This is a genomic window from Aminobacterium sp. MB27-C1 (genome assembly GCF_030908405.1).
Taxonomy (GTDB): domain Bacteria; phylum Synergistota; class Synergistia; order Synergistales; family Aminobacteriaceae; genus Aminobacterium.
This window is the reverse complement of record NZ_CP133089.1, coordinates 2142684-2168637: the sequence shown is the minus strand read 5'-3', so window position 1 is coordinate 2168637 and position 25954 is coordinate 2142684. Positions and strand designations below refer to the sequence as shown.

Below are 25954 nucleotides of genomic sequence, written 5' to 3'. Positions count from 1 at the left end.
TTCGGCAGAAAGAAGGGGTAGTGTGATTCTTTTGAAAAAATTGCTTAACGGTTTAAACCGGATTGTAGAATATGCCGTCAGTCTTTTATTGATTGTTATGGTTGTTGTTGTTTTCTTACAAGTCATATTTCGCTTCGTTCTCCACTCTTCTCTGCCATGGTCAGAAGAACTTTCCAGATATATTCTTGTCTGGATTTCCTTTCTTGGGGCCAGTATTGGCGTTAAAAGGGGAGCACATATCGGTGTGGAAGTGGTTGTAAATATGTTGCCTCCAAAAATGAAAAAAGGTGTTGCTTTTCTGGCAACTCTCTGTGCGGCGGTATTTTTCGCACTCATGGTTATTTATGGACGTCGAATTCTTTTTATCGTTTCAGGACAGCGATCTCCGGCGATGGAAATATCCATGGGGATTCCTTATTCAGCCATTTTTGTAAGTGGTGTCCTCATGTTTATCTATTCCATCGAACAGGCCTTATCTATTGTTGTAGGAAGAAGGGATGAAGCCATATGACCACTGTTCTTTTTGCTAGTCTCATTTTGTTTTTTGTTATAAACGTGCCTATTGCTATAGCTATTGGTCTGGCTTCTGTTGCCGCTATTCTTTTTTCAGGGGCGATCCCTCCTATAGTAATAGTTCAAAAAATGTTTACGGCGGCAGATTCTTTTCCTCTCATGGCGGTGCCTTTTTTTATTCTCGCGGGCTCGTTAATGGAGTTTGGGGGTATTTCAAGACGTCTTGTTGAATTTGCCAACTCTATTGTGGGTCGTTTTTCTGGTGGATTAGCTTTTGTTGCCATTATAGCGAGTATGTTTTTTGGAGCGATCTCAGGAGCAGCGGTAGCTACAGTTGCTGCTATTGGAACTATTTTAATACCGGCAATGGTACGGCGGGGATACGACAAGCCTTTTGCTACAGCTGTTCAAGCAACTGCTGGTACTTTGGGCGTTATGATTCCACCAAGCATTCCTATGATAATTTACGGAGTTCTTACCGGAGTTTCTATAGGCGCTCTCTTTATGGGTGGCATTCTCCCTGGCATTCTTGTCGGTTGTTCTCTGATGTTTGTAGCCTGGCTAATATCCAGGAAAAAGGGGTATCATGGCGACGAAAAACCGACTTTAGGACGAATTTGGCAAACTTTTAAACAGGCAATTCTCGCCCTCATGATGCCTGTAATTATTCTGGGGGGAATCTATGGTGGTGTCTTTACCCCTACAGAAGCGGCAGTAGTGGCTGTCGTTTATGGCTTCATCGTCGGTTTTTTCATTTATAAGGAACTTCATCTTTCTCAACTGAAGAATATTCTTGTTACGACAGTTATGGGAACGTCGATGATCATGTTTATTATTGCCACTTCATCTGTTTTCAGCTGGATTCTTACTGCTGAACAAGTTCCTCAGGCCGTTGCAGAGGTTATTTTATCGATTTCAAAAAATCCTGTTGTTATCTTAACCCTCATTAACATCTTGCTCCTTTTCTTGGGAACGTTCATGGAAACAGTTGCGGCCATTATTATTTTGGTGCCTGTCTTATTGCCGGTCATTACTCAGATAGGTGTAGATCCTCTCCATTTTGGGATCGTATTAGTTGTAAACCTTGCAATAGGAATGGTTACTCCGCCATTGGGTGTATGCCTCTTCATTGGGTGCAGCATTGCCGATATCAAGCTTGAGGATATTACACGAGCAGTATGGCCATTTATTTTGATCATGGTTGTTGATGTTTTGCTTTTAACCTATCTTCCCTGGATCTCTACGGTTTTGCCAAAATTGACTGGATTGTATTAATATTTATGCCCAAAAAGGGTTGACAGGCGAAATAATCGACAATATAATGTGTGGAAATATTCAAATAATTTGGACACAGAAGGAGGGTTCGAAATGCAGCTAGTTAAAAGTATGTTTCTTCAGTCTCTAATTTCTCTACCTGTAGTCGTTATTATTAGCAGCGGATCCCCTCCTGGTGTGATCGGCATTTAATTGCCCTTACTCACAAACACCAGAGCCGGGATCCGCTTTAAGCGGTTTCCGGCTTTTTTTATGGTCAAGGTCTCTATCCCAAGGAGAATGCCGCCAATAAGAAAAGAAGGGGGGAGATGAGGGTGGTTAAAGCGAAGAAAAGGGGAAAAGTACAGAGAGAGAATGCTATTGCGTTTTATGAAGTCGTGGATTCTATAGAGATGTTCAATTCAGAGGGACTTATCGAAGTTCGATGGAGAGGTCCTTTTGAAGGCTATCGTTAGATCATTCGAATAAATAATCTCACCTGCATTATGACGGAAGAGCTCTTCATGGAGAAGGGCTCTTTTTTATGGTATCATCTCAAGGGTCACCTATTGATACCTACCCCTATACTTTCCATGTGGCCAACGAGTAAATTTTGATAGTGAAGGAGAGAAATAACGGTGAAATACGACGTTATTATAGTGGGATCTGGGCCTGCAGGCATCTTTGCGGCCATGGAGTTAGTGAAGAATGATAAGAAAGTTCTTATAGTTGACAAAGGAAAAGTTATAAAAGACAGAAAATGTCCTATTCTTGAGGGACTTTCCCCTGTATGTGTCAATTGCAACTCGTGTAATATCGTTTCTGGATGGGGTGGGGCCGGATCTGCCTCTGACGGAAAGCTCACGCTGACCACTGGCTTTGGCGGAAATCTCGAAGAGTGCATAGGCGAAGATGCGCTTGAGAATATGATTCGGTATGTTGATGATGCTTTTGTCAGTTTTGGCGCAGATAAGAATTATTACGAACCGACAGGGGATATTGTAAAAGATACGATTCAAAGAGCAGCAAGTCGCGGAATAAAAATCATACCGGCTAGAATTCGTCACATAGGAACAGATGCTTCTCGCATGGTGCTTAATAACATGTATGAGGAGTTAAAGGAAAAGTGTGACATTCTCATGAATACGGAAGTAATGGAAGTCAAAGTTCGAAACGGAGTTATTGAAGGCATCGCCTTGAAGGATGGGCGTGAAATCGAGGCAGATAATGTTATTTTAGCTCCAGGCCGTGAAGGAAGTTCATGGCTTGAAGGCATTGTAAATCAATACAACCTGCCCATCGCTTCCATGCCAGTAGATATTGGGGTGCGGGTAGAAATACCAGATAGTATTTGTCAGGATCTAACCAATCACTTTTATGAAATTAAATGTCTTTACAATACCCCGACTTTTGACGATCGTTGTCGTACCTTTTGTATGAACCCATCAGGCTTTGTTGTTCATGAATATAATAAGGCTCATGATCTCGTAACGGTAAATGGGCACAGTTTAAAGAATGTAAAGTCTAAAAATACGAATTTTGCTATTCTCGTAACAAAGAATTTTACGCAACCTTTTAATGATCCCATAGGCTACGCGACTCACATCGCCAAGTTGGCAAATATGTTGGCAGGCGGCGGAATTCTTGTTCAACGTTTGGGAGATCTTCGAGATGGACGTCGTTCAACAGAAGCTCGCATCATGAGGGGAATGGTAAAACCTACCGCCCAAGCTCAGCCCGGAGATTTGAGTCTTGTTTTACCCCATCGCTTTCTAACGGATATTGTAGAGTTTATAGAGGCTCTCAATATTATTATGCCGGGAATTAATATGAATGATACGCTTCTGTACGGAGTGGAAATCAAACTTTATTCTCTGCGTCTTGAATTGAAAGATACTCTTGAGACTCCTACAATTCAAAATCTCTATATGGCTGGAGACGGCGCAGGAGTCAGTCGAGGAATTATTCAGGCTGCTTCAAGTGGTGTTGTTGCTGCACGTTCAATTATTTTCAAGAAATAAAAATAAATCTCCCCGTTATCTTATGATGCGGGGAGATTCTTTATATTGTAATATTATGGTTACGCTTTAGCGTATGTACGTAATTGTATTTTCTTTACGACGTGGTGCTCCGTAGTGGCGGTCTGGATCTTTATATCCCATAGCGATACTATAAAAAGGTTCATATCCTTCTGGAACTCCGATCATTTTAAGCTCTTCTGGTGTAGCTGCGGCGAAGAAGAAACCAGAGAACCCAATCCAGCATGTTCCTACATTCAAAGATTCAGCTGCAAGAAGCATGTTCTCTATGGCTGCTGAGCAGTCTGCAATCGGTTTCAATAACGAATCTTCATTTTTTTTACCCGAAATGATAATAATAGTGGGAGCATTGTAATAGATATGAAATCCTTCCTTTTCTCCCATTCTACGAACCCAATCAACTGGCGATTTTTTCATAAGAGATACTGTTTTATCGCTGATCATATCGATTATTTCTTTCTTTTGAATAATTGTAAAATGCCATGGCTGATCGTTATGTCCGCTTGGAGCCCATATCCCAGCATCAAGTATTTGAGACAGTTCCTCATTACTTACTTGGGAAGGCAAGAAATGCCTGATACTTCGACGATTTTTTATTGTTTCGAGTACAAGGTTCATCTTCATCTCTCCTTTCATTGCTAGTAGGAATTTATATTATAGACTAAGAGTATTTCTCACTTGTGTATTAGGGTACAATGACAAATAAGTGCTCAAACGAGAAAGGGGGAAGTAACATGGCAATTGATCTCTCAACTGAGTATATGGGAGTGGAGTTAAAGAACCCGGTTATCGTAGGAGCCAGCGGCATTACATCGAACCTTGAAACTATTCGTAAAGCTGAAGAAGCAGGCGCGGGAGGCATAGTGATCAAATCGCTTTTTGAGGAGCAAATCGCTCTTGAATCTTTGGCTCTCGAACATGAATTAACTGACGATGACGAACGACACGCAGAGATGATTGCTCTTCATCCCGGAATAGCACATGCTGGTCCAGAAGAACATATTATGTGGGTAAATAAAATTATCAAAGATGCCCATGTCCCTGTTTTTGCGAGTTTGAACGCAGGAACGAAAAGTGTTTGGGTTGAATGGGCAGAGAAATTAAGCAAGACGGGAGTCCAGGGGCTGGAACTCAACCTTTACGCTATGCCTATAGATAAAAATATGAGTGGTTCACAGATCGAAAACGAGCAGCTAGCCACTGTTCAAGAAGTTTTGCGGGTGGTATCTATTCCTGTGTCTGTAAAATTAAGCCCTTTCTACACCAATCCGCTTCACTTTGTTTCAATGCTTGATCAGATGGGAACAAAGGGATATGTACTTTTCAATAATTTTATCAATCCAGATATAAATCCTGAAGAAGAAAAAGAAGAGAGAACTATTGTTATGAGTCATGAGAGAGACTCTCTTTTGCCACTTCGTTTCATCGCCCTTCTTTTTGGAACAGTCAATGGCAGCCTTTGCGCAAATAGGGGGATTTTTACAGGAGAAGATGTAGCTAAAATGCTACTTGCTGGTGCTGATTGTGTGCAGGTTGTCAGTGCTCTCTATAAGAACGGTATTGAATCAATACATACAATGGTCAATGATGTTGAACGCTGGATGGGGAAACATGGATATGGAGTTTTGGATGAGTGCAGGGGGGTATTAAGCAAGATGAGAGCGAAAGATCCATATTCATGGGAGCGGGCCCAGTACGTTGATATTTTAATGCGTAACGAGTCTCCATTTTTAGCTCGTCCAGATATTTAATAAGATAAAAAAGAAGGGGGAGCCTCTATTTTCAAGCTCTCCCTTTCATGCTTACGCTTTATATGCTTCAGTGCTAAGATACTTGTCACCCCGGTCACAGGCAATTGTAACGACTATATCGTCAGGACCGAATTTTTTCGCAGTCTGAATGGCAGCCCAGACGTTTGCTCCTGTAGAAATTCCGCAGAAAAGCCCAACATGATGAGCAAGCCAGCGAGTTGTTTCCAATGCTGCTTGGTCTTCTACTGTCGTTACGTGCGTTAGTATCTCTTTTTTGAGTGTTTTGGGAATAAATCCTGCCCCTATCCCCTGAATTTTATGTGCCCCGGCCTTTCCTCCGCTGAGAATAGGACTCCCTGAAGGTTCAACTCCGATAATTTGCAGTGCAGGGTAAACAGCTTTTAGTATCGTTCCTGTTCCGGTAATAGTTCCTCCCGAACCGATGCCGGCGACGAAGGCCGCAATCGACTTTCCCTTCATTTCCGAAAGAATCTCTGGTGCAGTCGTGACACTGTGAGCCCATGGATTCCCAGGATTACTGAATTGGTCGGGCATGTACGCTCCCGGAGTCTCAGTGAGAATGCGTTGGGCCAGGGCGATGGCACCTTTCATCCCTTCTGAAGCAGGAGAGAGATGAAGTTTTGCTCCATAGGCAGCCAAAACAGAACGACGTTCCTGTGACATGGATTCGGGCATTGTCAAAATAACTTTGAGGCCGAGGGCCTGGCCAAGCATGGCTAAGGCGATACCTGTGTTACCTGATGTGGGTTCGACAATAACCGTATTGTCATGAAGAAGTCCTCTCTCTTCTGCATAACGAAGCATTCCCCAGGCAGCTCTGTCTTTTACCGAGCCACCGATATTTGTACCTTCTAATTTTATAGCAATAGATGCAGCTTGAGGGTCAGGACGAAGGATAAAAAGAGGCGTATGTCCAATAAGTTGTCTCAAGGCAATTTGATCTGTTTTATAAATCATGTTAAGCAACCTCCTCATTTCTGTAATTTTTCAGTGCATCAAGTTCTTTTTCCAATCTGTTGATTCGATCAAGCAATATCTTTATTGAAAGAGGAGTATCATTACTATCCGTTTCTGTATGGCGAACCAATGGAGATGCCGGGATTCCAACTACAGTGGCACCTGCTTTCACATCTTTGACGACGACGGCCCCCGCACCTATTTTTGCTCCTTCTCCAACGGTGATATTACCTAAAAGGCAGGCTCTGGCTCCAATCATTACATTGTCTTCCACTGTTGGATGGCGTTTCCCCTGTTCTTTTCCTGTTCCGCCTAACGTTACGCCATGATAGAGTCTTACGTTATTTCCCACTTCAGCCGTTTCCCCAATGACAATCCCCATACCATGGTCAATAAAAAATCCTTTCCCTATTTTTGCTCCAGGATGAATTTCTATGCCTGTGAGCCATCGCATAATATGACTGAGCAGTCGTGGAAGAAATGGAATATGAAGGGTTGCATGTAGAAAATGGATGATTCTATGAACTACGATAGCATGAAGGCCAGGATAGCAAAAAATAACCTCAAGCCATCCTGAAACGCCCCCCTTAAATGCAGGGTCATTTCCTGGAACAGCTAAAACATCGGATTTGAGAGTCTCCCAGGCGTTTATTACATATGAAACAAATTTTCTCATTTTTTGATACCTCCGGTAAATAATCTGATTTAGAAAACAGGCATATGGACAATCAGATTCCATTGGCATCACTTCCTTTCTTAAAAAAAAGCGGGCTTGTCATATTTGACAAGCCCGCTGATCTCGATTTTCTATTCTTATTATTAGAGAGCGCTTTATTTTGGCTACAACGGGCTATATACCCACCGCAGCCTGATGTTTTACGCTACGGGGAGACAGTTAGTTTCTTCTCCCACAACAACAAAAATTAAAAGTAGCATTAAAAACCAATAGTATCGCTCCCTTCAGATAGCCTACTATACGAAAGCCTAGCGTATCTGTCAAGAAATTTTTAGTCGATTTGTTTACATATAGCTTCTATTACTGAAAAAGTTGTTCCATTCCCTCCAAATTCCATAGGGAGATTTCGCGAGTCTGCTTTTTCTAAGAAAGAGCAGACAGCTCTTTCAACAGAATGTGCAGCTTCTCTCTCTCCAAGATGTGCAAGCATAAGAGCACCAGAAAGAAGGGCCGCTATGGGGTTGGCTTTTCCCGTTCCGGCAATATCTGGGGCAGATCCATGAATAGGCTCGAACATGGAGAGGCTGTCTCCTATATCTGCACCTGCGGCTACGCCAAGGCCGCCTGACAACCCAGCCAGAAGGTCGCTGACTATATCTCCGAACATATTGGGAGCAACAATAACGTTAAAGGCAGAAGGGTTTCGAACAAGGTGATAACACATGGCGTCGACATTCATTATCGATACCTTCATATTGTGTATAGAAGCTTCATCTCTCGTCACTTCTTCCCAAAATCCGTACATTTGAGGAAGGGCATTTGATTTTGAAACAAGAGTTATGCTTGAGTCTCCTCTTCTTTCTGCTTCTTTGCACGCATAGGTTGTAACTCGACGAATGCCAGGTTCAGAGGCTATCCCCATCTGGAAAGCCCCTCGTGTTTTTGTATTGAAATTGCCCGAGATTTGACCTTTAAATGAGTAAAGATTTCGTTGCAATTCAAGTTTTTCTTTTATGTATCCTGTTTCTGTTATTCCTCCAATCCCGACATAAAAGTCTTCAGTATTTTCCCGAACGACTAAGGTGTTAAATTCTTTTCCTGCCTCTATTTGGATGGGAAGAGGAACTTTAGGATATCTTTTTGCCGGGCGAAGATTGACATATTGATCAAAATAGAAGCGAAGTGTAAGCAAAATACCCCGTTCGAGAATTCCCGGCTTTACCCGCGGGTCCCCCACAGCACCTAAGAAAAGAGCATCACATGAAGCCATTTCTTTCAATGCGGAATCCGGAAGTATCTCGTTGGTGCGAAGATAGTAATCAGCCCCAAAGGGATAGTCGATCCATTCAATGGCAAAATTCGATTTAGATGCTGCTGCTTCAAGAACTTTTGATGCTTCATAAATAACTTCAGGCCCTATTCCATCTCCAGGGATTCGCGCCAATGTATATTTTTTAGAGTTCATCTTATTCCCCCCTGACTGAAAGTTGTTTTTGTACATAAGGTATGAGACCACCTTGTTCTATAAGCTCTTGCAAAAATGGAGAAAAGGGAACAACAGAAAAGACCTTTCCCTGAGAAATATTTTCTATCGTTCCTTCTTCTGGTTTGATTATAAGTTCGTCACCGTTTTCGATAGCGGCAACAGCTTCCGGACATTCAAAAATGGGAAGCCCCACATTAATGGCATTTCTGAAAAATATTCGAGCGAAAGACGCAGTAATAACGCAACTACAACCAGCACCTTTTATTGCGAGTGGAGCATGCTCACGAGACGAGCCGCATCCAAAGTTTTCACCTGCCACAATAATGTCTCCACTTGCTACCTTTTTAGAAAATTCGGCATCGATATCTTCCATACAATGGGATCCGAGTTCTGTTTCATTACTTGAAGTGAGATATCGGGCCGGAATGATGACGTCGGTATCAATATTATCTGAAAATGTCCAGGCTTTTCCCTGAAGATTTTGTGCCATACTATTTCCCCTCCAGTGTTGTGAAAAATTCATGAGACGCTACGTTTCTCGGATCTGTAAGTTTTCCCGTAATGGCACTTGCAGCAGCCACTAACGGACTGGCCAGTATAAGCTCACTTTGGGAATGCCCCATTCGACCTACAAAGTTTCGATTGCTTGTAGAAACGCACCGTTCTCCCGCTGCCAGAATTCCCATATGGCCCCCAAGGCATGGTCCGCATGTAGGCGTACAGACAACGGCTCCCGCATTGGCGAAAATTTGAATGTATCCCTTTTCAAGAGCGCGATTATAAACTTCATATGATGCGGGGATGACAATGCATCGAAGATTCTCTGCTACCTTTTTCCCCTTCATGAGAAGAGCTGCCATCTCTATATCTCTGAACCTCCCATTTGTGCAAGATCCAATGAAAACCTGATGAATATCGAGAGGATGGCACGATGAAACCGAGGTTACATTATCAGGAGAGTGGGGAAGGGCAACGACTGGCTCCATGTGAGTTACATCAATAGTTTCTCTGCGAGTATAGGCGGCGTTTATATCGGGATATATGGGAATAAAGGTTCGCTTGGCCCGTTTCGAGGCGTATTCAAGTGTCATTTCATCAGGAACAAAGATGCCGACCTTTGCTCCTGCCTCAACAGCCATATTTGAGATGGTGAAACGATCGTCCATGGGAAGATTTTCAACGGCTTCCCCTCCGAATTCAAGTGCCATGTAACGGGCTCCCTGAACGCCTATTTGGCCTAAGAGAGAGAGAATCATATCTTTCCCGGTGATCCAGCCCGGTCTTTCCCCTACAAAGTCAACTCTTAATGTCTGAGGAACTTTCAACCATGTTTCGCCCAACGCCCATACGGCTGCAAGATCCGAACTTCCCATTCCGGTTGAAAGGGCTCCCAAAGCTCCACCGGTGCACGTATGACTATCCGCGCCAGTTACAATATCTCCAGGGAGAATATATCCTTGTTCAGGAAGAAATGCGTGTTCTATTCCTACTCGTCCTACTTCCCAGTAGAGCATATTCTGTGATTTTGCAAATTCTTTTCCCCTTTTGGTCTGTTCTGCTGATGCAATGTCGCGATTTGGTGTAAAGTGATCGGGTAACACGGCACATCTTTGAGGATCAAAGACGTGCCGTGCTCCCATTTTGCGAAAAGAGTTTACGGCAGGAGGCGTAGTAATATCATTAGCAAAAGCAAAGTCTACGCGAACCTTGCAGATCTCTCCTTCCCTGGCGGATTCCTTACTATGTGCTGCGATAATAGAGCTAACCAACGTTCTTGCCATAGAGACACACTCCTTTAATTTTTGGGGTAACCAGATATGAAGCGTCTACTGGGCCCTTGCCAAAAGATTGCTCGTAATCATTGCCTCCAGATCGTCTGACGTTACAATTTCTTTACGATCGCAGAGTTCTTTGAAAAGGGTCATTGTTTCGGTAAGGCGGTCTTCTGAAATAGAGAAACCCAGCTCTTCTATTTGTTTTCTGAAAGCATGCTTCCCAGAGTGTTTCCCCAAAACAAGTCGGCTTCCAGGGGCTCCTACATCCTCGGGGTTCATAATTTCATAGGTGGCTTTATTACAAAGAACGCCATGTTGATGAATTCCCGCTTCATGGGCAAAGGCGTTAGCGCCTACAATGGCTTTATTGGGAGGAACCGCAAACCCCGTCATTCGAGAGACAAGTGAACTCAACGTATAAAGACAAGTCGTATCGAGATTTGTTTCGTATTGAAAGCAGTCTTTTCTCGTTTTGAGGGCCATAACAACTTCTTCAAGAGACGTATTGCCAGCTCGTTCTCCAATACCGTTTATTGTGCATTCAACCTGTCTGGCACCGGCACGTATAGCTGAGAGAGAATTTGCTACTGCCAATCCAAGATCGTTGTGACAATGAACAGACCACGTTACATTGTTTAGCCCTGATGCCTTGATAACAGTTTTAATGAACCCTGCAAATTCATGGGGTACAGCGTATCCTACTGTATCTGGAATGTTTAAAGTGGTTGCTCCGCACCGAGCAGCGGTACGAAAGACTTCAGCTAAGAAGGATGGATCTGAACGACTTGCATCTTCTGCAGAAAATTCGACACTCTCCACGAGACTTCTTGCAAAGGTTACTCCTTTTTCTACTTCAGCAAGTACCTCCTGGGGAGTCATTTTGAGCTTGTACTCCATATGAATAGGACTTGTTGCAATAAACGTGTGAATCATCGGATGGGCTGCGCTTTTTAAAGCTTCATAAGCGGTACCGATATCGTGACGTTTTGTTCTGGCAAGGCCAGCTATCGTTGTTCCGGAAACGTTATCAGCGATACGTTTTACAGCTTCAAAATCTCCGTGAGAGGCTGCAGGAAATCCAGCTTCAATAATATCAACCTTCATTTTTGCAAGTTGAGTTGCTATCTGAAGTTTTTCTTCTTTATTGAGATTGATTCCAGCTGCCTGTTCTCCATCTCTGAGAGTAGTGTCGAAAATGCGAATCGTTTCATTGGTGTCCATTGTTCTCTCTCCCTTCTTTTTTCTGTAGAAGTAAAAAAGCATAAAAAAAAGCCGGGACCCCTTTTTCAGAGGTCCCGGCCTGAGTTTGCCAGAAAACAGCTACAAGGCTGCTGGCGTTCCAGACAGGAACCAGCAACCGAGGAGGAGGAGAGACAAAGAAGAAATGGCAGTTAAGTTATTCATGTAACCTATTTTCACGGTAAAGTCTCCTCCTTTTTTAATTTCGTTCAAAATAAGAATGGGGTTATTTTATGAATAACTACCCCGTCTTGTCAATATACGAATTCAGAATTTCCAAATTCTTTCGAGTTTATTTACTTGTCTTTTGTATAAGAAGCCCCTTGAGATAGTTAGTTTCGGGAATTTCAAGAGCGATAGGATGATCTTCAGGTTGATGCCCTTCACGAACAATCCGAAAAGTACTTTTAGTGTCAAAAGCGGCATCACTAAGCACATCTATAAGCATTTGCCGACTAAAAGCATGACTACAGCAAAGATACAAAAGAATTCCTTCAGAACGGAGAAGCCGATAGGCCCGAAGGGCTAACTCTTTATAGCCTCGTCTGGCAGATTCTATCTGTGCTTTCCCTGGAGAAAAGGGCGGCGGATCCATAATAATTATGTCAAACGTCTTTTTTTCCGCTTCCAGCGCTCGCAGTTCATCGAAAGCGTTTCCATGATGGAAATGAACGTTTTCAGAAGAAAGTCCGTTTAAAGAGATATTTTCTTCGTAAACAGATAAAGCTTCTTGCGATTGCTCAATAGCTGTTATGGAGCGGGCTCCCCAGTGGAGAGCGTGTAGCCCAAAGTGCCCCTGAAAGGAAAAGCAATCAAGAACATCAGCACGAGGGCAAACTTCTTTAAAAAGGTTAGGCAGGTTTCGAACATCAAGATATATTCCTGTCTTTTGGCCAGCAAGGGGGTAGACGCGTTCTTGCATTTCATAAAAAGGAATATCAACGCTATCCCCTTCAGGTAAAGTTCCCCATAGAAGCCGATTTTCGCGTGGAATACCTTCTTGTTCCAGATAACGAACATCATTGCGAAGCACAATAGCGTTAAGGGGAAGAAGTTCAAGAAGCGTGCCGATGATCATCTCTCGATTTCTATACCATCCTGCAGATAGAAGTTGCATGCAGGCTACCGAACCGTATATATCTATAATTAAGCCCGGTAAACCATCAGATTCACTGTGAACAAGACGGAAAGCACTAGCTTGAGGAAGCCAGCGTTTTCTAGATGCGAGACTCGTGACCAAGCGTTCTCGAAGCAATGCGTGAAGTTCTGGTTTCTCTGTGTCAAAAGAAAGAACGCGAATACAAAGTGCTCCAGCCCCCCAGAACCCCCATCCTTCAATTTTCCCGCGGTTATTATAAAGAGAAATAAAATCGCCAGGTTCGGCTTGTGGAAAAGTTGCAAGATGACCTTTAAAAATCCATGGGTGCCTTTTGTGCAGACGGTCAAGGCCTTTGCGATTAAGAATAGCGCCTTTAATTTTACTCATACATATTCACCAACTTAAGCGGGGGTATCAGATGATAACCCCCGCTAAATCTTTACGTTTTTTACATTTTAAATTATAGACGATTTCCTGGGCGATACCGTTGAAGTTTCGATAAATTTCTAGAAACTCTTGCCCAATAAACAGAAGACGGGCCGCCATAATAACGTCCCAAAGCTTTTTCTGGTGATCCATAGGCTCTCAGATATCTTGAAATCAAAAGACAGCCAGCAGCGATCCCCTTTTCAGGCGTGTAGAGTTCCTCTTCACTGCGAATGCCATTGGCCCGCAATAAATTCTCATGAACTCTCCATGTGACTTGCATAACACCAGCAGCACCGTGGGAACTTCGCGCGTTGGGATTGAAATGACTTTCCGTATTTGCTACCGCTACTACAAGATCAAGAGGAGCTCCATATTTGATGGAATACCTCAAAAAGGCAGCGGCTTGTCGTGCTGCAATATCTCTCGAAATGGCCGGATTTTGTTTCTGAATGAAACGGGTAAGCATGCTCATTGTTTCTACAGAATCCTGAATGGTTTCTGAAAGGGTAAAAAGTGGATTTGTATACGTTAATGTAACATCTGAAAAACGATTCGTTACAAAACGACCTATCTGGTAAAACGAAGCGACAGCAGGCTCTGAACTCCAATCGTGAAGTTGAATTTTCTGAGACTGTATCGTTCCTCTCCTGTTTCGTGGAGAGGCATGAATATAGCGACTTCCTGCAGTAAAGGCTAATAGCCCGGCCATGGAGAGTAGTAAAACAGTGAGGATACTACGTCGAATACCTTTCCTCATACTGTTTCCCTCCTTTCAAAGTGCAGAAAAAATTAAAAGCCTTTCACAGACTAGCTATGAAAGGCAATAAGAAATTATATCGATAGGGAAGAGATGTGCAACTTTTGTAGCGCTTTATTAAGAAAAGAAAATAGATTATCGTAAAAATAAAGAGTTTTGTTTTGGGAGAATACTAAAATTAGTCTGAAAAAAACGGTCAAATGGTGTAAAATATATAGAGAAAAAAAGAACAAAGTCTAGAGGGGAAAACCAGACTTTAAAGAAAAAAAGTACAAATTATAAAAGTATAACGTATGTAGTATAATTTATACACTTTGTGCGAGCACGTAGCATTTTGCAGATGAAAGGGTATTAGGAGGCAGTACTTACAATGAAGCTTTTAACATTTAGAGGTGGGGTCCATCCTCCCGATAACAAACATTGGACATCGGATCAACCGGTAGAAATAGTATTACCAAAGGGAGACCTTGTCTACCCTATGGGGCAACATATAGGAGCTCCGTGTGTTCCTGCTGTGAAAAAAGGAGACAGAGTTCTCGTTGGGCAAAAAATAGGAGAGCCGCAGGGGCCCGTATCAGCAGCTATTTACGCCAGTGTTTCTGGAACTGTTAAAAACGTAACGGCTATGCCTACTCCTTCTGGAATTGATATGCTCTCAGTTATTGTTGAGAATGACGGTCTTTACGAAGAGATAGAGCCGTTGAACTGTCGGTCTTTTGAGAATTTAACGGCTTCGGAGTTGCGAGATATCATACGTGATGCTGGTATTGTCGGTATGGGAGGCGCTTGTTTCCCTGCCTGTATTAAGCTTACACCGCCTGCCGAATGTGTTATTGATCATGTTATTGTGAATGCAGCCGAGTGTGAACCATATCTCACTTCTGACTATCGTCTTATGCTTGAGGAAGCAGAGGCTATTGCAGAGGGAGCCAAGATCTTACTTCAGATTTTCCCGAAAGCTCATCTTCATATAGCAATAGAAGATAACAAACCACTGGCTATAGAGAAGATGAAAAAGGCTGTTCAGGGCATAGAAAATGTAACGGTGAATGTTCTGAAGACCAAATATCCCCAAGGTGGAGAGAAACAGCTCATATTTGCGGTTACAGGGCGAGAAGTTCCCTCTGGGAAACTTCCTGCTGATGCGGGGTGTGTGGTCAGCAATGCGTACACTGTCTACGAGATCCGTAATGCCGTTGTAACAGGGAGAACCTCTCTTTCTCGAATCGTAACGGTTTCAGGAGATGCAGTTGCTACACCTAAAAATATGAAAGTACGTTTAGGAACATCTTTCCGTGAACTTATAGAGGCTGCAGGTGGTTTTGTAACTCCGCCCGTTAAGGTCTTAGCCGGTGGCCCTATGATGGGCATGTCGGTAAATAGCCTTGATGTTCCAGTTATTAAGGGTACGTCTGGCATTATTGCTCTCTCTGATAAAGCTGTTCATCTGTATGATGAATATCCATGTATTCGTTGTGGACGATGTGTAGAAGCTTGTCCCATGGGGCTTCTTCCCTTTAAACTCAATGCTCTCTCTCTCAAGAATGATTACATGGGATTTAAGGAAAATGGCGGAATGAACTGTATAGAGTGTGGATCATGCTCTTTTATGTGCCCCTCTAAGAGGCATTTGGTGCAATCGTGCCGAGAGGCGAAACGATCCGTCATCGCAGCGATGAAGAGAAAGGGGTAACGTAAAGGATGTCTGAAAAGAAATTGATTGTATCATCATCTCCCCATCTCCGCTCGCACACAACTGTACAGACAGTTATGGGAGATGTGCTTATCGCTCTTGTGCCTGCTATGATAGCGGCCTTTTATTTTTTTGGTCTTCAGGCGGTAATGGTTGTTGCTGTATGCGTTCTTTCTTGTGTTCTTTCTGAGGCTCTTTGCCAAAAAGCTATGAACCGTACGTCGACGATAAAAGATCTTAGTGCAGTTGTTACCGGCTTGCTTTTAGCTTTTAACCTTCCTCCTACAGTGCCCCTTTGGCTTGCGGCTGTTGGGGGAGTCTTTGCCATAATAGTGGTGAAGCAGTTTTTTGGAGGAATTGGACAGAATATAGTGAACCCAGCTCTTGCTGCTCGGGCTGTTCTTTTGGCGTCATGGCCAGTTTCTATGACAACGTGGACCATTGATGGGGTTTCTACGGCTACGCCTCTTGCTCTTCTAAAAGAGGGGACGCTGTCATCTCTTCCCTCTTTGACCGATGTTTTTATCGGCCATGTTGGAGGATGCATAGGGGAAACATCGGCTTTGGCCCTGCTTTTGGGAGGCGCCTATCTTCTCTTCAGAAAGGTAATAAGCTGGCATATTCCCGTAGTCTATATTGCTACTGTATTTGTTCTTACAGCCATTTTGGGACGCGATGGTTTTATGTCTGCAAATCCATTGTACGAAATTTTTCTTGGCGGACTTATGTTGGGTGCCTTTTTTATGGCTACCGATTATACGACGTCACCTATGACTAAACAGGGACAAGTCATCTTTGCTTTAGGGTGTGGGGTTTTAACAACATTGATACGTTTATATGGAGGGTACGCGGAAGGCGTATCGTACTCCATTCTTATTATGAATCTTTTTGTTCCGCTTATTGATAGAGTAACAGTTCCGCGGATTTTCGGAGAGGTGAGATAGGTGAAGAAAATTTACAAGCTTGGAGCCACTCTCTTTCTCATAACGGCGGTAGCGGGACTTCTTCTTGGCTGGGTTCATGCTGTTACCGAGGAACCTATTGCCCGTCTTCTTGAAAAAGAGAAGATTGAAGCTATGAAAGCAACTCTTCCTGTAGCGCAGGAATTTAAATTGTTGAATGCGGATCTTACTTCCAGCGGCATTATTCGCGAAGTTAACGAAGGATATAACAATGGAAACATTGTTGGATACAATATCAAAGTTGCCCCTAAAGGATATGGCGGAGTTATTGAAATGATGGTGGGTATCTCAATAGATGGAACGTTACGGGGTATTCAGATTCTTTCTCATAGCGAAACTCCGGGTTTGGGTGCAGAAGCGGGGAAACCTGCCTTTTCAAATCAGTTTTCCGATCGCCATGTTGATGCTCTCTCTGTTGTAAAGGGAGAGACTTCAAATGAAAATGAAATACAGGCAATGACTGGTGCCACTATTACATCCAGGGCCGTAACAGATGGAGTCAATCAGGCCTTGCGCTTTTTCCACTCCAGTCTGAAAGGAGAAGGAGCATAGTGGGTATGATCATAGAGAGACTCAAAAATGGAATTATAAAAAACAACCCTACTTTTGTGCAAGTTATTGGTATGTGCCCTACTCTTGCCGTAACGACAAGTGCTGAAAACGGTCTGGGCATGGGGCTCGCTGCCACAGTAGTTCTGATGGGGTCGAATGTTGTTATTTCAGCATTGAAGCGACTTATTCCCGATGAAATCAGAATACCGGCGTTCATCATTATCATCGCCACTTTTGTGACTTTAATTCAATTTTTTATGCAGGCCTTTCTTCCTGCCCTCAACAAGGCGTTGGGAATATTTATTCCTTTGATCGTCGTTAATTGCATTATATTGGGTCGTGCAGAGGCCTATGCTTCTAAAAACAGCGTTCTACCTTCTCTTTTCGATGCAATTGGTATGGGCTTGGGTTTTACCCTTGCGTTGGTAGTTTTGGGGTCTATTAGAGAGCTCTTGGGTACAGGAACTGTTTTTGGCATGTCTCTTCTTCCTGCAACCTATAATCCAGCCCTCATCATGATATTGGCTCCTGGCGGCTTTTTGACTCTCGGTATGCTTATGGCTCTTATTAATTTCATTAACATGAAAAGAAAGAAAGAAAACGAGAGAATAAGCCGTTATGCCGATGCATAAAGTGTTTTAAAAAGGAGACTTGTGATGAGCTTTTTTGCCATATTTATTGATGCTCTTTTAGTGCATAATATCGTTCTCTCAAGGTTTTTGGGTATCTGTCCTTTCCTTGGAGTTTCGAGCAAAGTCGGCACAGCTGTAGGAATGGGACTTGCCGTAGTCTTTGTTATATTTCTTTCTTCTATTATGACATGGCTGGTATATAACTTGGTGCTTGTTCCACTTGACATAACATATCTTTCTACACTGGCCTTTATTTTGGTTATTGCAGCTTTAGTTCAGTTCGTAGAGATGGTGGTTCGAAAGAAGTGGGAATCTCTCTATTGGGCCCTTGGTATTTACCTTCCTCTCATTACGACAAACTGTGCTGTTTTAGGTGTTGCCGTTATCAATATGAATGAAAATTACACCCTGCTTCAGGCGATAGTTCACTCTCTTGGCGCTTCTTTGGGCTTTTTGCTTGCTATCGTTCTTATGGCGGGATTGCGAGAAAGGCTTCAGGAGAATACAAATATGCCAAAAGCGCTGCAGGGATTGCCCATCAGTCTTATTACAGCAGCCTTAATGTCGATAGCGTTTTTAGGCTTTAGTGGATTGATTTCGTAGGAGGGAATGGAAATGGTTGAATCACTTGTCTATCCTGCGTTAAGCCTCGGTGGTTTAGGTTTGTTCTTCGGCTTGCTTTTGGGGTTTGCAGCTAAAAAATTTGCCGTGAAAATTGACCCGCGAGTAGCGAAGATTCGAGAGGCTCTGCCAGGGGCTAACTGTGGTGGTTGCGGTTACGCCGGATGTGACGCATATGCATCAGCCGTTGTTTCCGGAGAAGCGAGTCCTGCAAAGTGTACTGCTGGAGGGGCTGAAGTTGCTCAGAAAATAGCTGCTATTCTTGGTGTTGAAGTAGGGCATTTTGTACGGAAGGTTGCCTTTGTAAAGTGTGCAGGATCTAAGGAAAAGGCGAAAGAAATCTCTCTTTACGAAGGAGTATTGGATTGTAGAAAAGCAACAATTGTTCCCGGTGGAGGAACAAAGGCGTGTAAGAATGGTTGTTTAGGTTTTGGAAGTTGTGTTGCTGCTTGTGCTTTTGATGCCATATACATGGAAAATGGAGTCGCTAAAGTCGATGAAAGACTTTGCACAGGATGTGGCGCGTGCGCATCGGTTTGTCCCAGAAATGTCATTACTTTGATTCCGGCTACCCAGGACATTCGCGTTATGTGTAATTCGACACAGAAAGGTGTTGGCGTTAAAAACGTCTGCGAGGCAGGGTGTATCGGTTGTGGACTTTGTGCCAAGATGTGCCCTTCTCAGGCCATTACAATGAAAGACAATTTGCCAGTAATAAATCCGGATCTATGCACAGGATGTCAGGTTTGTGCCATGAAGTGCCCGGTAGGAGCAATTAGTGTTCCTGTTAATGAGAAAGCGAAACAGATGGCAGGCTAAGCATTTTATCTATATAAAAAAATAAATCCCGGGGGTGTTAAAAAATTCCCGGGATTTTTTTTATTCGGTTTGTAAGGAGCAAAGCAATAAATCCCGTGCAGTAACCCGTAATTGTTCCTGAAACAAGAAGAACGGGCAAGTAAAGAAGAATATGCACATTTTGAATAATAAACATTATGACAATAATTTGCCCGATGTTATGGGTAACAGCACCTGCAATGCTGATATATGGTAATGTAAGAGATTCTCTAAAATGACGATCTAGCTCAATCATGAGCAAGCAACTCAGAAGACCTCCAGTAAAGCTACAAAGAAAAGAGATGGCATTCCCGCTGAAAAAGGCTCCCAACCCTATGCGGAGCAGCGTAACCATTAATGCTTCTTTCCATCCATACAGCTGCAAGGCAATAAGAGTAATTATATTGGCAAGCCCCAGCTTGACTCCCGGAAAAATCATGGGAATCTGTGCCTCTGCAACATGAATGGAAAGAGCGAGGCCAACAAGAAGCCCTATAACAATCATGGTTTTTAATTTCGCTTTTTGCATAAAAACCTCCTCGATTTATTGAGACACTGCATCAGGCCCATTGCTTTGGCCTGTTATAGTGATGCTTAATTTAAAAGGCAAGCAGACCGCTGTCTCCCCAGGTGTCGATATCCATCCCGTTTTGACACATTGTTGATGAGGGCAGTTGGCTTCCTTAAATCGAATCTTTCCGGGCTCGATTTGTATAACGCTTCGTTGCGTTCCGTTTTCGACATCCCATTCTTCTGAAGAAGCGTTCTTAAGATCTATTTCGCGAAGAATATGCCCGTTACGCTCTATAACAGCATGTACATCCCTTTTCTCCATGTGGTTTTTATAGAGTAGGGACCCTAGAAAACTTAGAATTGTAAGAAGAAAGACAGTTCCTAAGATAATTTTATTGCCCTTTTTCATAAGTAAAATCCTTATTCGTAAGTGTAAAAATTTTCTCTATGCCAGGTGTCCCGTATACTTTTTTCTCTTTGGTCACAATAATGGCTTCAATGTCTTCAAAAGATTGAACTAACTTCAAACCCTTTTCCCTGCCTAATACAAAGAGGGCAGTAGAGAGAGCATCTCCATCTATAGATTTTTTAGAAATAACTGTAACGCTAAGCAAATCTGTTTCTGCCGGGTACCCCTTTCGCGGATCGAAAATGTGGTGATATCGCTTCCCATCCTTTTCAAAAAAACGCTCGTAATTTCCAGATGTTACCACTGAGAGGTCAGAAACATGTAAAATTCCCAAATATGATCCCCGAGGTTCCAAAGGATTTTGTACCCCTACATTCCATAGAGAACCATCAGGTTTTCTTCCCAAAACAAAAATATTTCCTCCTAAATCGATCAAAGCGCTTTTTATGCCTTCTTTTTTAAGAATAGCAACAACCTCGTCTGCTGCATACCCCTTGGCGATTCCTCCTAAATCAAGGTGTTGCCCGGAACGTGGAAGACGAATGCTCATATTTTTTTTATCTAGCTGAACCTCTTTATAGTTTATAAGGGAAACAGCGTGAGCAATCTCCTCTTCTGAAGGAAGACGCTCTTCCGGCGTTCCAATACCCCAAAGATCAACTAACCCACCAATAGTTGGATCGAAGGTGCCAGAACTTCTATAAGCATAATCAATGGCCTTTTCGACAACATAGAACGTATCTTCGTGAACAGATATAAATGGTGAGTCAGAGGAGATATTAACATTATAAATATCTGAATTAGTGTCGTGTGTCGACATATGACCTTCAATATCGTGAATGCGTGACAAGCTCTTTTCGAGAGCTTGATTTGCTTCTTTTCCCCATATTTGAAAGTGAAGAATGGTACCTAGAGCGTAGCTTGTTTGTTCTAAAGAACGTGGAGTATTGGCTGACCTCGTAAAAAAGATGGCAAGTAAAAACATTATGCCAAGAGTGATTGTCCAAAAAACTTTTTTCAAAATCTGCACCTCTATTGTCTCTGATTTCTTGTGCTCTTTATTGTACGTGGATCAGAAGAATATGGCTACCACATAACAAAAAACTTCTAAAAGCCCCTCTATCACCTTCCTAGCAAAACATAACTTTTTAAAATAAATGTTATCTCTTTCGAAAAATAATTAATTAAAAGGCATTATAGAGCTTACTTTTAGTAATTATTTATATTATAAATAGTAATCATACTGATTTATATATAATTGTATGTAAATAAACATATTTTTATATTTAAACTTTTCCCTTTCTCGTTGACTTTGTTATTGTGATAGCATACACTAAGTCTAGAAAAGGTTTACATTCTTTATACAATATACGCATAGGGAGGTAGTTGCCGTGGAAGTAATTGATGTTGTAAGAGGTATCAATAATATTCTGTGGAGTTACGTTCTTATTTTCCTTCTTTGCGGAACTGGTATTTATTTTACTTTTCGCCTTAATTTTGTTCAGATACGCAAATTTGGAGCTGTTTGCAGAAATGCTTTTGGTGGTTTAACTCTTTTCGGAGAAAGAGCTGGAAAAGAGGGAATGTCCTCTTTTCAATCTTTGGCGACAGCTATTGCTGCACAAGTTGGAACGGGAAATCTTGCTGGAGCTGCCACAGCCATTGCTTCTGGAGGACCAGGGGCTATATTCTGGATGTGGATTAGTGCCTTCTTTGGCATGAGCACTATCTTCTCAGAGGCTGTTCTTGCTCAAACATATAAAGAGAAAGATGTTGACGGTCAGATTGTTGGAGGTCCTGCCTATTACATTAGCCGAGGTTTTGGAAGTAAGGGATTAGCTGTTTTCTTCGCTATTGCAATTATTATTGCTCTTGGTTTTATCGGAAATATGGTTCAGTCAAACTCTATAAGCGATGCTTTCCAGACGGCTTTTAACCTTCCTGCTCTCTATGTAGGGATTGCAATTGCAATTTTAGCGGGACTCATATTTTTTGGCGGAATCAGCCGTATTGCTTCTTTTACAGAGAAGGCTGTTCCTATTATGGCTCTTATGTATCTTATTGGCGGTGTTATTGTTCTTGTAATGAATGCCGATGCTATCCTTCCAGCCATAAAGATGATTTTTTATGGAGCTTTTAACCCGAAAGCTGCAACAGGGGGCATTATTGGTGTCGGTGTAAAAGAGGCAGTTCGTTACGGTGTTGCGCGTGGGCTCTTCTCCAATGAAGCTGGTATGGGATCTACGCCTCATGCTCACGCTGTTGCTAAGGTAAATCACCCTGCACAACAGGGATTAGTTGCCATTATGGGCGTGTTTATCGATACATTTATCGTTCTTAACATTACTGCTTTTGTCATTCTTACTACAGGTGTTCTTGACGGGAAGACGACAGGTATAGCTTTAACTCAGGCTGGTTTTACTCAAGCCTTCGGAGGATTTGGAAATGCTTTTGTAGCTATTTGCTTACTTTTCTTTGCCTTCTCAACTATCATCGGTTGGTACTTCTTCGGAGAAGCGAATATCCGTTACTTGTTTGGAATCAAGGGATTAACTCCTTACCGAATTCTCGTCATGATTTTCATTGTTATCGGATCAACTATGAAAGTAGATCTTGTCTGGGAGCTTGCTGATACCTTTAACGGCTTAATGGTTATCCCCAACCTTATTGCTGTTCTTGGTCTGGCTAAAGTCGTATCGAAAGCTCTCGATGACTATGATAACGACGGAATGCTGAAGAGTAGTAAGTAGGGCCAATCAGTTCCCCTTTCCCACAAAAAACGGGGCGGTTTTTAAACCGCCCCGTTCCTCATTAATTGCGTTATTGAGTTACATTTCCTAAATGCTGAAGTATTGATTCTACGCGTTGCATCATCTCTCCGTACTGGTTCCAATTCCCTTCACGAAGAGCTTCTTGTGCTTTGCTCCACGCGTCTTGTGCTTGTTGTACCAATTCTTTTATGTTCCCATCATAAGATGGAATAACGCTTTTTTCTTCTTTTTCCCCTTCAGGCGTTGTTGGTACTCGCAGCGAAGGCAGTGTTGTTGGTTTCCCCAGCAGCTTTTCCAGAGCATTGTCGAGTCGTTCATCCCAAACAACCCGACCTCCTGTGGATACGATAACTCTCTTTAACTCTGGAAGATCACTATTTTCAGCCTTTAAGTAAAGAGGCTGCACGTATAAAACAGCATCTTCTATGGGGATAACCATAATATTACCTTTGATTACGTCAGAACCCCTTTGACTCCAGAGTGAAAGCTGCGCGGAAATTTCAGGATGCTGGTTTGTCAGAGCTTCCACCTGAGCTGGACCGTAGATTAACTTTTGTTTGGGGAAGGTGTAGACAAGAACTTCTCCATAAGAATCGCCATCACACCGTCCTGCCATCCAGGCGATCATATTATCTCGTCCAATAGGCATAAAGGGCGTAATGAGTGCAAATTCTGCAGGATGAGTATCCTCAAGTTTCATTATCATGTAGTGGGCAGCTAATTGCTCTGTGCCTTCGCTTCCCCTATAGGTTTGCCATACGTCTTCCTTATTGTAGAAAGTATTAGGATCAAGCATATGGTAGGTTTTAAGAATCTCGCTTTGTACTGAAAAAATATCCTTCGGATAGCGGATATGCTCTCTTAAATTCGGAGACATTTCTTCCATAGGCTTGAAAAGAGACGGAAATATCTTATCCCATGTCTGAATAAGCGGATCTGCTTTATCTGCAATGAAGAACTGCACAGTTCCATCATAGGCATCTACCGTTGCTTTTACGCTGTTTCTAATGTAATTAATTCTGAAGTATCCCTTTCTGCTACCGGCAGAGACTGAAATAGGCTCGGAATAAGGATACCGATCAGAAATTGTATAGGCATCTTGAATCCACACAAGGCGTCCATTATGAATAACGAGATATGGATCTGAATCGTAGAGTAAGAACGGAGCGAGCCTGTGTAATCGTTGCTGAACATTTCGGTACAGAAGAATGCGACTTTCAGGGGTGAAAAATGTTGTAAATAAAATTTTCGAGTCGCCGTACTTCATTGCAAAAAGCATTCTTCTGAAGAAAGAACCGATTGAAACACCACCAGTTCCTTCATATGTTGTTCGTGCGTTGGAATTACCCATGGGATAATCGAATTCCTTCTCCGTTGTGTTAACGAAAACGTAGGAATCTGGTTTTTCTCCATAGTAAATTTGCGGTCTCTCAAGTTCTACAGGAATATGAATTCGAGGAGGAAGGTTCTCAATCCACAGAATAGGAAGTCCGCTGGAGCTTACTTCATTAACGGGATTCATAACGAGCCCGTATCCATGAGTAAATTCTACGTGTTGGTTGACCCACGTTGGATTTTGTAGCCGTTTGAGGTCGAGTTCACGAGCAGCTATCATTACTTGGCGATACTGCCCATTAAAGCGATAGCGGTCTATGTCTACGTCGATGAAATCGTAGTATGAGCGGATTTCTTGCAACTGCTTAAAACTTCTGAGAAGGGGTCTGGAATCCCATAAACGAACATTCTGCATCGTTCCCTTGTTCATTTCTAACTTTTCCCACGTAACCTCAGATTCCGGAAGCATAGAGACAGTCTTAACTTTCTTCAAATCATAGGCTTGCAAGGTAGCTTCAATGTTATGTTCGATATACGGACGCTCTTTATCGAATTCATTGGGCTCTACAACATATTTTTGAATAATCCCGGGGTAAATTCCTCGTAAGATAACTGAAGCTAAAACTAAAAAACCAAGGGTTATAGCTGAAAATTTCCATGTGCTTTTATATATTCCCACAATAAGAAGCACAGAGACGAGAAGAGTGAGTCCCGTCATTAAATTAAGAGCAAGCAAATCGGCATGAATATCAGTGTAACTGGCTCCAAATGCAACTCCCCGGGGAGAGTAAAGAAGGTTAAAACGGTCGAGCCAAAATCCAACAGCCCATAGAAGCGCAATGGCTGCTACAAGCAAAGAGAGATGTTTAAAGACAGCCTTTGGAACAGCTCCGCGATGTTCGGCCACTAGAGGTGCAATGACAAAAGCATAGAGCGCTGCTGAACCTATGAGACTTAAAATAAGAATCCCCAATCCCCACTCTTGTGCAAAAGACCAGAAGGGCAAACGATATATATAAAAAGAGATATCTTTGCCGAAGATAGGGTCGATGTTTCCAAAGGGGGCGCTATTGAGAAATCGTAAAATCATATCCCAATGTTTTTGTGTTGACGCGCCATTTATCAGAGCAAAAGCTCCGGCGCCAATTAAGACAGCCGTTGAAGTCAGTTTTTGTGGAATATTTCCAAATGGTGAATCTGGTGGAAGAAGTTTCAGCGTATTATGCCGGGCGATGCGGAAGTTGAAGAAAAGCAACACGAAAGATAAAAGCGTTGCAACTCCAAATAAAATCCACTTTGGAATGAGCATAGTCCAAAAAACAGCTGTTTGGTTTTGGGCATCAAACCAAAGGTAATCAATATAAAAGTTAGCAAGAGAAGGAAACGCCAAAAAAACGAGAACAACACACGCTACAAGTATCCAGAGGAATTTCTTTCCTTTGGGAAAGACTGGAAATTTTATCTCGCGGCGAGATGTTGGTTCTTCATTTTCTCCATTGTTACCAAACCATTTTTCTTCTGGAAATTTATAGAATTTAGTCATGAATCTATTTTAACGGACTTTTTCACGCCGTCAAAAAAGTTTTTATGTAAAGAGTACGTTATAATATATTAAAAAGGTACTGGAGGGAGC

25 protein-coding genes are annotated in these 25954 nt (G+C 42.5%); 12 read left to right on the top strand and 13 right to left on the bottom strand.

What is annotated here, in order from left to right; genetic code table 11:
- Nucleotides 1-22: 22 nt before the first annotated feature.
- From RBH88_RS10430 to RBH88_RS10415, 4 genes are all read left to right on the top strand, one after another.
- A complete protein-coding gene (locus RBH88_RS10430) occupies nt 23-511 on the top strand; it encodes a TRAP transporter small permease (RefSeq protein ID WP_307879614.1) in 489 nt (162 codons plus the stop codon).
- Nucleotides 508-1788 carry a TRAP transporter large permease gene (locus RBH88_RS10425; protein ID WP_213691438.1) on the top strand — a complete coding sequence of 427 codons (1281 nt, stop codon included), beginning with the start codon at nt 508-510 and terminating at the stop codon, nt 1786-1788. The genes RBH88_RS10430 and RBH88_RS10425 overlap by 4 nt, the downstream gene beginning before the upstream one ends.
- Before the next feature lie 314 nt (nt 1789-2102).
- Nucleotides 2103-2243 carry a hypothetical protein gene (locus RBH88_RS10420; protein ID WP_213691437.1) on the top strand — a complete coding sequence of 47 codons (141 nt, stop codon included), beginning with the start codon at nt 2103-2105 and terminating at the stop codon, nt 2241-2243.
- A 162-nt stretch (nt 2244-2405) separates the two neighbouring features.
- Entirely contained in the window at nt 2406-3788 is a 1383-nt protein-coding gene (locus RBH88_RS10415) for an NAD(P)/FAD-dependent oxidoreductase (protein ID WP_213691436.1), read from the top strand.
- A 66-nt stretch (nt 3789-3854) separates the two neighbouring features.
- Here RBH88_RS10415 and RBH88_RS10410 read toward each other — a convergent pair whose 3' ends face one another.
- Nucleotides 3855-4424, bottom strand: coding sequence for a nitroreductase family protein (locus RBH88_RS10410; protein WP_213691435.1), 570 nt, complete (start codon nt 4422-4424; stop codon nt 3855-3857).
- A 116-nt stretch (nt 4425-4540) separates the two neighbouring features.
- Between RBH88_RS10410 and RBH88_RS10405 the strand changes: the two genes are divergently transcribed.
- Nucleotides 4541-5557 carry a dihydroorotate dehydrogenase-like protein gene (locus RBH88_RS10405; protein WP_213695605.1) on the top strand — a complete coding sequence of 339 codons (1017 nt, stop codon included), beginning with the start codon at nt 4541-4543 and terminating at the stop codon, nt 5555-5557.
- 51 nt (nt 5558-5608) lie between these two features.
- Here RBH88_RS10405 and cysK read toward each other — a convergent pair whose 3' ends face one another.
- The 8 genes from cysK to RBH88_RS10365 form a co-directional block, all read right to left on the bottom strand.
- Nucleotides 5609-6535: a cysteine synthase A gene (cysK, locus tag RBH88_RS10400; RefSeq protein WP_213701658.1), complete on the bottom strand. Its 927-nt coding sequence runs from the start codon at nt 6533-6535 to the stop codon at nt 5609-5611.
- Between the two features lies 1 nt (nt 6536).
- Nucleotides 6537-7211 (bottom strand): serine O-acetyltransferase, encoded by a 675-nt coding sequence (cysE, locus tag RBH88_RS10395; RefSeq protein ID WP_213691603.1) that lies wholly within the window; start codon nt 7209-7211, stop codon nt 6537-6539.
- Nucleotides 7212-7542: 331 nt separating this feature from the next.
- On the bottom strand, nt 7543-8676 hold the full coding sequence (locus tag RBH88_RS10390) for an isocitrate/isopropylmalate dehydrogenase family protein (protein ID WP_213695374.1): 1134 nt from the start codon (nt 8674-8676) through the stop codon (nt 7543-7545).
- Nucleotide 8677: 1 nt separating this feature from the next.
- The gene (locus RBH88_RS10385) at nt 8678-9187 is read right to left on the bottom strand and encodes a 3-isopropylmalate dehydratase small subunit (RefSeq protein WP_213691601.1); all 510 of its coding nucleotides are present in this window, start codon (nt 9185-9187) and stop codon (nt 8678-8680) included.
- 1 nt (nt 9188) lies between these two features.
- Nucleotides 9189-10478, bottom strand: a complete 1290-nt coding sequence (locus RBH88_RS10380) for a 3-isopropylmalate dehydratase large subunit (protein WP_213691600.1) — start codon at nt 10476-10478, stop codon at nt 9189-9191.
- A 45-nt stretch (nt 10479-10523) separates the two neighbouring features.
- Complete coding sequence (locus RBH88_RS10375; RefSeq protein ID WP_307879613.1) at nt 10524-11693, bottom strand: 2-isopropylmalate synthase; 1170 nt, start codon at nt 11691-11693, stop codon at nt 10524-10526.
- 310 nt (nt 11694-12003) lie between these two features.
- The gene (locus RBH88_RS10370; protein ID WP_213691599.1) at nt 12004-13197 is read right to left on the bottom strand and encodes a class I SAM-dependent rRNA methyltransferase; all 1194 of its coding nucleotides are present in this window, start codon (nt 13195-13197) and stop codon (nt 12004-12006) included.
- Nucleotides 13198-13270: 73 nt separating this feature from the next.
- Entirely contained in the window at nt 13271-13996 is a 726-nt protein-coding gene (locus RBH88_RS10365; RefSeq protein ID WP_213695375.1) for a transglycosylase SLT domain-containing protein, read from the bottom strand.
- 370 nt (nt 13997-14366) lie between these two features.
- Between RBH88_RS10365 and rsxC the strand changes: the two genes are divergently transcribed.
- Genes rsxC through RBH88_RS10335 form a run of 6 tightly spaced genes read left to right on the top strand, consistent with a single transcriptional unit; the run spans nt 14367 to nt 19275 of the window.
- The gene (rsxC, locus tag RBH88_RS10360) at nt 14367-15689 is read left to right on the top strand and encodes an electron transport complex subunit RsxC (RefSeq protein ID WP_213691597.1); all 1323 of its coding nucleotides are present in this window, start codon (nt 14367-14369) and stop codon (nt 15687-15689) included.
- Nucleotides 15690-15697: 8 nt separating this feature from the next.
- Nucleotides 15698-16633 carry an RnfABCDGE type electron transport complex subunit D gene (locus tag RBH88_RS10355; RefSeq protein WP_213691596.1) on the top strand — a complete coding sequence of 312 codons (936 nt, stop codon included), beginning with the start codon at nt 15698-15700 and terminating at the stop codon, nt 16631-16633.
- Nucleotides 16634-17203 (top strand): RnfABCDGE type electron transport complex subunit G, encoded by a 570-nt coding sequence (locus RBH88_RS10350; RefSeq protein ID WP_213699719.1) that lies wholly within the window; start codon nt 16634-16636, stop codon nt 17201-17203.
- 5 nt (nt 17204-17208) lie between these two features.
- Nucleotides 17209-17835, top strand: a complete 627-nt coding sequence (gene rsxE / locus RBH88_RS10345; RefSeq protein ID WP_374047588.1) for an electron transport complex subunit RsxE — start codon at nt 17209-17211, stop codon at nt 17833-17835.
- A gap of 24 nt (nt 17836-17859) precedes the next feature.
- Nucleotides 17860-18438 (top strand): electron transport complex subunit RsxA, encoded by a 579-nt coding sequence (gene rsxA, locus RBH88_RS10340; protein WP_213691593.1) that lies wholly within the window; start codon nt 17860-17862, stop codon nt 18436-18438.
- 12 nt (nt 18439-18450) lie between these two features.
- Entirely contained in the window at nt 18451-19275 is an 825-nt protein-coding gene (locus RBH88_RS10335; protein ID WP_213691592.1) for an RnfABCDGE type electron transport complex subunit B, read from the top strand.
- A 37-nt stretch (nt 19276-19312) separates the two neighbouring features.
- Here the strand turns inward: RBH88_RS10335 and RBH88_RS10330 are convergent, their stop codons facing one another.
- From RBH88_RS10330 to RBH88_RS10320, 3 genes are read right to left on the bottom strand one after another with little or no spacing between them, the layout of a single operon-like run.
- A complete protein-coding gene (locus RBH88_RS10330) occupies nt 19313-19822 on the bottom strand; it encodes a Gx transporter family protein (RefSeq protein WP_213701655.1) in 510 nt (169 codons plus the stop codon).
- A 15-nt stretch (nt 19823-19837) separates the two neighbouring features.
- The gene (locus tag RBH88_RS10325; protein ID WP_213691590.1) at nt 19838-20215 is read right to left on the bottom strand and encodes a NusG domain II-containing protein; all 378 of its coding nucleotides are present in this window, start codon (nt 20213-20215) and stop codon (nt 19838-19840) included.
- The gene (locus tag RBH88_RS10320) at nt 20199-21245 is read right to left on the bottom strand and encodes an FAD:protein FMN transferase (RefSeq protein WP_307879612.1); all 1047 of its coding nucleotides are present in this window, start codon (nt 21243-21245) and stop codon (nt 20199-20201) included. Before RBH88_RS10320 ends, RBH88_RS10325 begins: the two co-directional genes overlap by 17 nt.
- Before the next feature lie 361 nt (nt 21246-21606).
- On the opposite strand from RBH88_RS10320, the gene RBH88_RS10315 reads away from it, so the two are divergent.
- Nucleotides 21607-22965: a sodium:alanine symporter family protein gene (locus RBH88_RS10315; RefSeq protein WP_213691588.1), complete on the top strand. Its 1359-nt coding sequence runs from the start codon at nt 21607-21609 to the stop codon at nt 22963-22965.
- Nucleotides 22966-23035: 70 nt separating this feature from the next.
- On the opposite strand, the gene RBH88_RS10310 is transcribed toward RBH88_RS10315, so the two are convergent.
- Nucleotides 23036-25864, bottom strand: a complete 2829-nt coding sequence (locus RBH88_RS10310) for a UPF0182 family protein (protein ID WP_213701654.1) — start codon at nt 25862-25864, stop codon at nt 23036-23038.
- Nucleotides 25865-25954: the final 90 nt, after the last annotated feature.